The following is a 10313-nucleotide window of genomic DNA, read 5'->3' on the forward strand; positions in this document are numbered from 1 at the left end:
GTTGCCTCTGGATTTTCCGAACGGACTCCGGTTCCCGAAGGACGTGCAATCCGGACCTGAAACTGATAACGTTGCGCCCAGCTTTCGGTTTGTTCGTTCTGACAGAGCTTGAGCAGAATGACATTCTTACCAGGTTGAAACGTAACCGGCACGATGTATTGATCCAGCACCATCCCGCGATGATATTCGTTGCGGGCAAACAGGAGTTTGCCATTCACCCAGATTTTCCAGGCATTCGGTGTTCCCAGTCGAATCTCCAGCGATTGTTCTTCCTGGCTGTAGAAATCGGCGGCACAGTACATGACGGCCCCCTTGTAGGCCGAAATCGACTTGGCAATATCAAAAATTCCATAATCATCTTCTGTATTCACCGGCTTCCATTCGACTTCGCCCTCTTTGCCTTTCAGGGCAGAAGTGAAATCAATTTTTTCTTCCGGTGCATACACCGCGTCGTAGCCTTTTTTATCCCCGTTATCGAACGGCCCGACAATCATCCAGTCGGACAGGAAACCGAAATGTTTCTGCAGGTCGATTTTCTCGCCCAGACTTCGCAAGGGTTTGACGATGGCTTTGACCTGATCGTCATCGGTCGCGCCGGTGAGTGCCTGCTGATAGATTTTCTTTGCTTCGTCTTTCTTGTCGGCTTTTTCGAGACTTTTCGCTTCGTCGATCAGGCGTTGCACGGCGTCGCGGCGGAGCGTGACGCTCGGATCATTGATCATGCCGGGAATCAGCCGGTCTTCTGCTTTCGGATCGACTTTGATTAACGTTTCATACGCCAGGCGTCTTGCCCGCGGATTCTGAGATTTGTCCAGGATGAATTTTTCCAGTTTGTCAACGGGCAGTTTTTTCTGCTCGATAGCATTCGCCGCGATGGTTTCAAAGGCACCACGCAGCCAGTTGACGGCCAGCGGATTGGCTCCCTCAAAGCTGGACAGAATCGGAATCAACGCCGAGGCGTCTGCCTGGGAAAGTTGCTGCACGGCTTTCGAAGCGGCGAGATTCCCCTGACCTTCTTTTTGAACCTGTTTGATTTGTGCAATGTCTTGCTCTACATCATTCGCCTGAAGGGTAGTCAGCGAACTGAAAAGGAACATGAGGCAGAATAGAAAACAGCTTCGCTTCATGGAAGTCTCCTGAGGTTCTTTGGATTTATCAGAATGATCCTCTGAAGGCGAGAGGATCATCCGGTGATTGAAGGAGTCGTGTTGAATGAGATTGTACCAATTTCATTTCGGCAGGAACAAGTATGACAGGAAACTTATCGATGATTCAAGTCTGGAAAATGAGAATGACACAGTGTTTAATTAAAATTAACTTCCCGTATTCAGTACTGTCTTTAGCTGAATCTTGTGTGTTGTCCTGCTATAATCTGTGCCTGTTTCAGGAACGACTGCGATTGAGAGTTTGGATTCATACTTATGTCAACAGTTCTCAGTAAAACATTGGATCGTTTACTCCAGGGAGATAATCTGGAATGCGAAGCCTCCTATGAGGCGATTTCTTCCATCATGCGCGGAGAATGCAGTGACGTGCAAATCGCAGCTTTTCTGACGGCGCTCCGCATGAAAGGGGAGACTCCGGACGAACTTGTCGGAGCGGCACGGGCCATGCATGAACGAGCGCTGGCGATACCCACACACTGTACCGGTCTGCTGGATACCTGCGGGACGGGGGGAGATCAACTCCACACCTTTAATATCAGTACCGCTGTGGCGATTGTCGCCGCCGCTGCCGGGATTCCTGTGGCCAAGCATGGTAATCGGAGTGTTTCCAGCTCGAGCGGTTCCTCGGACGTTCTCGAAGCACTGGGAGTACGCCTGGATTTAACGCCTGAACAAATCGGACAATGTCTGGAAAAAACAGGGATTGGGTTCTGTTTTGCACCCCTGTTGCACTCGGCAATGAAATATGTCGCTCCCGTTCGTCGAGAATTAGGGATTCGCACGATCTTCAATTACCTCGGGCCTTTAACGAATCCGGCGAGTGCCGAATACCAGTTATTAGGGGCGAATTCTGTACAGGCTGCAGAAAAAATTGCTCAAGCCTTAGTAAAATTAGGTCGAAAACATGCATTGGTTGTCTGTGGTAACGGAGAACTGGATGAGGTCAGCCTCTGGGGTAAAACATCTGTGTTTGAAGTGACCAACTCCGATCTGCGTTACTATGAATGGACTGCTGCAGATTTCGGACTAACTGAAAGCGACGTAAGTCAGTTAGTTGTCAAGTCCTCTGAGCAAAGTGCTCAAATCATTCTTGACATCTTTCACGGTGAACAGGGACCTGCTCGCGACATTGTCGTAGCGAACGCCTCGGCTGCCTTAATGGCAGCAGGAAAGACTTCAAATCTGGAGCAATCTGTTCAAAAAGTCTCACGACTGATCGATGAAGGAAAAGTATTAGAAAAACTCAAACATCTCATCGAGTTTACCAGTAATGTAATAGGAGAATGAATTATTTGGATTTCTGTCAGAGAATCAGAAAATACCGCTCTCATGAATGGTGTTGACTTGCCGAATCTGAACATCCTCTTATAATTCCTCTGAGCTATGACAACCGAAAAACAGTAGAAATCAAACTAAGTGACGCTGCCCCTTTTTTGATTTGACTACTGTCATTTAGAAATAAAGGTCTCATCATGAATGCAGAAGCACAACGAAAGCTGATTTTCACTCCTGAAGAGGCCAATCTTCGTTTACCACTCGTGCAGGCGATTGTCAAAGACATTGTTGCCCTCTACCAGAATCTGCATGATCGCCAGGAACGGATTACCGAAATCAAGCGATTGCCCGGCGCTTCCACCCGCGATGAAGACTCCGTATACAGCGAAGAACTTCTGCAGGCCGAGGTGGATATCGAAAATGATATGGAACAACTCAAAGGGTATATCAACGAACTCATCGAACTGGGTGTCGAACTGGAGGACCCTGCCCTGGGTGTCGTAAACTTCCCCTCGCTCCGGAAAGGTAAAGAAATTTATCTCTGCTGGAAATCCGGCGAAGAAGAAGTCGCACACTGGCATACTCTGGATGAAGGTTTTTCCGAACGGCAGGTGCTGTTTGAAGACTCATTGAATCTCGATAACAAAGACCTTGATGAACCGCTGATTTAATCGACGGCTTACCTCAATCTCGTTTTCGAAACCGGTTTCCGCTTTTATTCAGATGTCGTCTCGCGTTCCCAGGTTTCATAGGCCCGTCTTAACTGCGCTGACACCTCGGGGTGTTTGTCTGTCAGATCGGTAGTTTCTCCCAGATCCTGTTCCAGGTCAAACAGCATGAATGGCTGATCGGGCTTGGTCCGCAACAGCTTATATTTACCTTGCCGGACAGCACTATATTTCTGATACTGAAAAAAGAAGGTCCGTGCCTCTGCGGTTTCCGGTGCTTCCAGTACAGGAAGAATATTCTGGCCATCCAGTTTTCGGTCTGCAGGAAGAGTACCGCCTGCCAGTGCGATCAGCGTGGGCAGAATATCCAGGCTGATGATTTGACTGTGGTTGACCGTGCCGGCTTTGATCTGACCGGGATAACGCACGATCGCCGGAACACGAATTCCCCCTTCCCATAACGTGATGCCCCCGTCGCGCAAAGGCTTGTTACTGGCGACTTCCAAACCGCGCTCCTTCAACATGAAGGCTCCATTGTCCGAATACCAGATGACAATCGTATTCTCGCTGAGTCCGCTCGTATCCAGCTGCTGCAAAACCCGACCGATGGCGGTGTCGAGTGCAGTGACCACCGCGCGGTAGCGTTGCTGAGGGTCTTTGGTTTGAGGAGCATAGCCATAAACCTCGAAGGCGCTGTCCGGAGCCTGCCACTCATTCGCCTGTCCCGGTTGTTTATTCCGTTTGCCGGGAAAATGCGGTGCATTGAAAGGGAGATAGATAAAAAAGGGCCCCTGTTGATTCTCTGCAATGAAGCGACAGGCTTCGTCAGCAAATAAATCGGTCGAATAACCTTCCTCAAACACTTCTTTCAAGCCACGCCATAAGTCATGTCGGCCGGCATAGAAGTGATGGTAATAGTCAATATTGCCGGCAGCGAAGCCGAAAAACTCATCAAAGCCGCGCTCTGTCGGACGGCTGCCCGGCGAAAAACCGACGTTCCATTTTCCAAAACAGGCCGTGCGATAGCCCTGCTGTTTCAGATAGTTTGGAATCAGTAATTCACTCTTGCGTAAGCCATCCCCATAATTTTCGACCGCCGTCAGCTGATGATTCAAGCCGATCCGCTGTGGATAGCGGCCCGTTAACAGAGTCGCACGGGAAACAGTGCAGGTCGGGGATGCGGTATAAAAATCGGTCAGCCGAACCCCCTGCTGCGCCAGTCGATCCAGTTGAGGCGTTTTCATCACCGGATTCCCGTAGCAACCCAGATCACCGTACCCCAGATTGTCGGCCGTAATGAGCAGGATATTCGGTCGCCGACGAGCCTGTTTTTCGTTCGCAGAAATCGAGGAAAAGGGAGAAAAACCGAGTAAACTGACCACAATCAGATAAAAGAACCAGCGGCGATTCATGGAAAAAACCTCTTACCGTTTCAGGCAGAAAGCAAAAAATCTCAGCGGAGTGAGCAGCGATGAAGGTGTCATTTTTTGTCAGTCTTCATCTGAACAATTCCGGAAGTCCGTGTCAATCAAAGGCTGAGCGACAAGCGGAATTCTCGATATTCTCTCTCTACTGCTAAGCGAGTTGCTGCATTAAATACAGGTATTCCAGCGAACTCAACATTGCTTCCTGTTTTTGATTCGCGGTTCCTTTGTGGCCCCCCTCGATGTTCTCGTAATAATAAAAATCGTAGCCCATCTGCGCCATGCGGGCTGCCATCTTGCGGGCATGTCCCGGATGGACGCGATCGTCCTTGGTTGAGGTAAAGAAATACACTTTGGGATACGCCTGCCCCGGTTTCAAATTCTGCAGGGGAGAATACTTCTGGAGGTAGGCCCAGTGTTCGGGAAGATCGGGATTACCATATTCCGCCATCCAGCTCGCACCGGCCAGCAGTTTATTGAAACGTTTCATATCGAGCAGAGGCACGCCACACACAATGGCGTTGAACAGTTCCGGGCGTTGTGTGAACGCCACTCCCATCAGCAGGCCCCCATTACTGCGGCCCATGGCCCCGTAGTGTTTCGGGGAACTTAAACCTCTGCCCTGCACGGCTTCTGCGACCGCGAAAAAATCATCATACGCCCGTTGCCGATTTTCCAGCAAAGCGGCATCGTGCCAGCGGGGACCATATTCTCCCCCACCCCGAATATTGGCGAGTACATAAGCGCCCCCCTTTTCCAGCCAGAGTTTTCCCAGTAAAGGGCTGTAATGCGGCAAAATCGAAATTTCAAATCCGCCATAACCGTACTGCAGAACGGGGGTCGAATGATCGAGCTGCGTATCGTGCCGGGAAACAAGGAAGTAAGGCACCTCCATACCATCCGGACTGATGGCGAAATTTTTCTCGACTTTCAGGCCGCTGGTATCAAATCGTGCAGGTGTCGATTGAATCTGCTCTTCGATTCCCTCCCGGAAGTTCACATAATAGAGGCTGCTCGGTTGCAGAAATCCGTCGCGGGAAAGCAGCAGATCATTACTGTTGCTATCAGAAGAACTGATGGAAATGACATCATGCTCTCCCCAGGGAATCAGTGTGCCTTTCCACTTGTTTTCCTCGAATGTGAATTCGCGAATCTGGGTAGAAACATGCTCGATGCCTGTGAGGTAAACAGCATCTTTCGCACACTGGACCTGAGAGATCGTCCCCGTTTTCCCCGGATCGAACACAGTCAGCACGTCATTGATTTTCCCCGTCTGCCGAAAATCGGTCAGAGAGAAGCTGACGAGCGCACCGGCTATGAAGCCCCGCCAGTCCTCTTTCAGTTCAACCAGCAATTGATCCTGGAATAGTCCGGACAGACTGCTCTTCTGCGGAAGAGGCAGTTGTTTCAGCGTTCCGGTTTCTGTAACGAGGTAAAAGCTGAAATGATAAAAGTCATGCCCGCGCATCACAAAACAAGCCTGAGAGTGTGCATGCTCCAGATTGACGGGATGGATGAATGTTTCCTCCATCCCCGTTTCCAGCAGTGTTTCTGCCGCTGACAGAGGAGTCCCGCGTTTCCAGCGCTTGAGAATTCGGGCATAACCGGAGGTATTCATCGTCCCTTCGCCCCAGTCGGTGGCGATCAGTAACTGATCCGGATTTTCCCAACAGAGATTCGTTTTCGCGAGCGGAACTTCAAAACCATCTTTGACAAATGATTTCGCCGAAATATCAAATTCACGATAGACGGCAGTGTCGGTCCCACCGGGTGCCAGTTCGATGATGCAGCGCTGACAGTCGGGCTTCAGGCAGTCCACCCCTTTATAAATCCAGTTTTCATTTTCTCCTTTTGCCAGTTGATCAACATCCAATAGTACGTCCCACTGGCGCTGTTGATTTCGAAACTGCTTCAGACTCGCACGCCGCCAGATGCCACGGACATGCTCCTGATCCTGCCAGAAGTTATACACAAAATCTCCGCGCAAAGTTCCATAAGTGATTCGATCTGAGGCGGTCAGAATCTGCAGTGATTCCTGCTGATATTGTTCAAACCGGGGATCACTGGTGAGTGCTTTTAACGTTGTGGCATTCTGCTGTTTGACCCAGTCTAACGCCGCCTCACTTTCAATTTCTTCCAACCAGAGTAGCGACTGCTCCGGATCGATAGGCTGTTGTGTTTTTTGCTCAGAAGGAACATCCGGGAAATTCATATCATCAAACTCCGGTTAAGCTGGGAAAATCACGCTGAGGACTCTCATTATTGTAGAACAAAACTTGAACCAGTCTTAAGTGATTTGATCAGATTTGTCATGTTTTTCTGACGAACAGAATAAGAAACCAGATATTCTCTGAAATTCTTGAATCAGGGAGTGCAATTAAATCGGACCAGTGATATAATTCGGACTGTTGAGTAGTCAAAAAAACAGGCAATCTTCAGCGAGAGCCTGATCATTTTTTGACTGATCTCCAGAAACTCTTAATAAAAGAATCGGCTGTTTGCTGATCTTTTCGTGTTGTTTTGGCTACTTTTTGCCGAATTCCTTGAACGGGATTCCGCTGTCGACAGTAGCAGTTGGGTGATACGAAGCAGAGCTTCGAGGAGAGCTGTTTTCAGGAAGTAACCTGAAAATAAATTCCTGAGTCCGGAACGAATAGTCCGACTCTCACCTGTTTCTTTATTTTTGCACGACCCAATTTCTTTTTTTACACGACGTGTACGCTTAGCCTCCGGCTTAAGGTTCGTCGAAAGGTTGATGTATGTTAACGGATGTCTCATTGCAGGCAAAATTTTCAGATTTAGCGCTCTGCCAGCCAGTTTTAGATTCTCTGGAAGAGCTTGGATATCAGATCCCGACCCCGATTCAGTCACAGACCATTCCTTTATTGCTGGAAGGACGTGACCTGGTAGGACAAGCCCAGACGGGAACGGGAAAAACGGCTGCCTTTGCGTTGCCTTTACTTTCGCGAATCGATCTGAGCATCAAGGCTCCTCAGGTTCTGGTGCTGGCACCGACTCGCGAACTGGCGATTCAGGTTGCCGAATCATTCAAACGTTATGGTTCCAAACTGAAGGGGCTGCAGGTATTACCCATCTACGGGGGAGCCGATTTTAAAGGGCAATTACAACCTTTAAAACAAGGCGTGCATATCGTTGTGGGAACACCCGGTCGCGTCATGGACCATATGCGTCGCGGAACATTAAAACTGGACGCTCTGCGTTGTATGGTCCTCGATGAAGCCGATGAAATGCTGCGAATGGGGTTTATCGACGATGTGGAATGGATTCTGGAACAAACTCCGGAAAGCCGCCAGACCACTCTGTTTTCCGCCACAATGCCCGAAGCGATTCGCAGGATTGCTGGCAATTATCTTAAGACGCCAGAACATGTTACGATCAGAGTCAACAACCGGACGGCTGAGACGATTCGTCAACGGCACTGGCTGGCAAAAGGCCACCATAAGCTCGACGCTCTGACTCGCATTCTGGAAGCAGAAGAAATCGATGGCGTGCTCATTTTCGTACGAACCAAGACAATCACCACAGAACTTTCTGAAAAACTGGAAGCCCGCGGTTTTCTGGCTGCCCCTTTAAATGGTGATATCCCACAAAAACAACGCGAACGGACTGTCGGCCAGCTCAAAGCCGGCCATGTTAATATCGTGATTGCTACAGATGTCGCCGCCCGCGGGTTGGACGTCGACCGTATCAGCCACGTCATCAACTACGATTTACCCGGTGATTCAGAAGCTTATGTGCATCGCATCGGTCGTACCGGTCGTGCCGGTAGAACCGGTGAAGCAATTACCTTTGTTTCTCCGCGTGAAACTCGTTCATTGCAAAACATCGAACGGGCCATCAAACACAAAATCGAACGGATGGAACTGCCTTCCATCAATAAGATCAACGAATGCCGCAAAGAGCGTTTCAAAGCATCCATCACGAAAGCCCTGAGCGCCTCTGATTTTGAACTTTTCCAGACGATGCTGAACGAATTTAAGACGGAAAGCAATTTATCTGAAATTCAGATAGCGGCCGCTTTAGCCTGTATGGTTCAGGGAAATCGTCCTCTGTTCCTGAAAGAATCGCTTCACAAAGAAGCTCCTCAACGCGACAGAGATTCGTCGAGTAGAGAATTTCCAAAACGAGACAGAGAATCCTCAAGTCGAGAATTCCCGAGAAGAGAACGGGAACCATCGGGCAAAAGTCAGCCCCCGACAGAACGTCGATTCCAGAAAGAGACAGAGCGTCCTCCCCGGAAACGTGCCACCGACGAAGCCCCTGAAGAAGGCATGGAGCGTTTTCGCATCCAGGTCGGACACACTCACGGTGTGAAACCGGGCAATATTGTGGGCGCGATCGCCAATGAGGCTGAACTGGATAGCCAATATATTGGACGGATCAGTATCTTTGACGATTACAGTACCGTTGACCTGCCCGAAGGCATGCCTCGGGATATTTTCGATGCTTTGAAAACCGTCTGGGTTTCAGGCCAACAGTTACGAATTTCCCGCTTTGACCAGATCGATTCGTCCTCGCCTGTGAAACGGAAACGATTCAAAGGTAAACCAAAACACAGACAACAGAAGGTTTGATTTCAGTTACCTTCTGTTTAACCTGTTCTACAAAAAAACCTCGGTCGTGAATCACGACCGAGGTTTTTTATGTTGTCCATTCAGCTGATTTACTATTTACCGCCGCCACCAAAAACTTTGCTGGTCTGGCCGGATGAAGTCTGCTGCTTGAGTCTTTTGTTACGAGAGTAAGCCCCCGAAACGGCACCGGAGGAAACAGCACCAACACCGGTCGGTCTCGCTCCTAATTTGATTTTGGAAGGAATACCAGAACCGGGCACATGCAAACGACGCTGAGGCTTATAGCCGATGTAGCTCAAAAAGTCGTTAATCCCGATGACGCGGACTGCCTTCAAGCGGGCCTCTTCACTGATTTCCTTCATCTTGGCGAGCAGTTCCTGCATCTTGTCGCGTTGCTCGTCAGTCTTGGCATCGTCGATGTTGGGAGATTCCCCGAGCACGAGGAATTTTGTATGCACGGTTAAGCCGTTACCGAGCCGCTCGCCGTTTTCGGTGACTTCGTTATCAATCTTTGCATTGGCATTCTCGATGACGCGACGCAGCAGATCCATATCCGATTTTCCGTCACCATCCAGGTCGATAATACCGGAAATCGCAAATGTTTCGGGACGACCGACGCCCCAGAGCGGCGTATAAATGGGATCAGCCGGACTGATGGGCTGGTAAATATCGTCTTCGACAATCCGGGCTTCCGAAAGATGCGGACCAAGAATTTTGGTCACTTCAATGGCACCGATGATGTCTTCTCCTCCCCGGCCAATGCCCTGATGGGATTTACGATAGACGCTGAATGTCAACCCTTTGGGAAGACGATCTGCTTCTCCCAGGTTGATCCAGACCACTCCGGTGCTGTTATCAACAGTTCTGACCACACCATCCGGCTTTTCGAAACTGACTTTCTGAACCTGATCCAGACGGCTGCGAAGCGTATCAATCAGACTGGCATAGGTGTTATTTTTGGTTTCGAGGTCTTTAATCTTTTTGGCGTCCGTTTCACGCAACTGGTCCAGTTCGATCAGGATCTCTTCATTTTCTTTCTGAAGTGCCGTAATCTGCTGATCCTTGGCTCCAATTTCTTCTTCTTTGATTTTCTGATTGTCGGCTAAATCTTTTTCAGAACCGTCGCGCGCCTTTTTGTGCTCATCAACGACTTTATCCAACTCGCCCTTTAATGCCAGAAACTGC

Annotated in this window: 7 protein-coding genes; 3 read left to right on the forward strand and 4 right to left on the reverse strand. The window is 49.5% G+C overall.

Annotated features, from left to right (window positions below; genetic code table 11):
* Positions 1–1127: hypothetical protein (locus tag Q0294_RS08315; protein WP_299463222.1), on the reverse strand; the 1127-nt coding region annotated here is incomplete at its 3' end.
* A gap of 294 nt (positions 1128–1421) precedes the next feature.
* Here Q0294_RS08315 and trpD point away from each other — a divergent pair.
* Both trpD and Q0294_RS08325 read left to right on the forward strand, forming a co-directional pair.
* Positions 1422–2453: an anthranilate phosphoribosyltransferase gene (gene trpD, locus Q0294_RS08320; RefSeq protein WP_299463225.1), complete on the forward strand. Its 1032-nt coding sequence runs from the start codon at positions 1422–1424 to the stop codon at positions 2451–2453.
* A 185-nt stretch (positions 2454–2638) separates the two neighbouring features.
* Positions 2639–3112, forward strand: coding sequence for a DUF2203 domain-containing protein (locus Q0294_RS08325; RefSeq protein ID WP_299463228.1), 474 nt, complete (start codon positions 2639–2641; stop codon positions 3110–3112).
* Between the two features lie 44 nt (positions 3113–3156).
* Here Q0294_RS08325 and Q0294_RS08330 read toward each other — a convergent pair whose 3' ends face one another.
* Positions 3157–4521 carry a sulfatase-like hydrolase/transferase gene (locus Q0294_RS08330; RefSeq protein WP_299463231.1) on the reverse strand — a complete coding sequence of 455 codons (1365 nt, stop codon included), beginning with the start codon at positions 4519–4521 and terminating at the stop codon, positions 3157–3159.
* 163 nt (positions 4522–4684) lie between these two features.
* A complete protein-coding gene (locus tag Q0294_RS08335; protein ID WP_299463234.1) occupies positions 4685–6745 on the reverse strand; it encodes a prolyl oligopeptidase family serine peptidase in 2061 nt (686 codons plus the stop codon).
* A 547-nt stretch (positions 6746–7292) separates the two neighbouring features.
* Here Q0294_RS08335 and Q0294_RS08340 point away from each other — a divergent pair.
* Entirely contained in the window at positions 7293–9128 is a 1836-nt protein-coding gene (locus Q0294_RS08340; protein ID WP_299463238.1) for a DEAD/DEAH box helicase, read from the forward strand.
* A gap of 92 nt (positions 9129–9220) precedes the next feature.
* On the opposite strand, the gene Q0294_RS08345 is transcribed toward Q0294_RS08340, so the two are convergent.
* A partial coding sequence (locus tag Q0294_RS08345) for a hypothetical protein (RefSeq protein WP_299463241.1) occupies positions 9221–10313 on the reverse strand: 1093 nt, incomplete at its 5' end.

The sequence above is a fragment of the uncultured Gimesia sp. genome, assembly GCF_937919775.1.
Taxonomy (GTDB): domain Bacteria; phylum Planctomycetota; class Planctomycetia; order Planctomycetales; family Planctomycetaceae; genus Gimesia.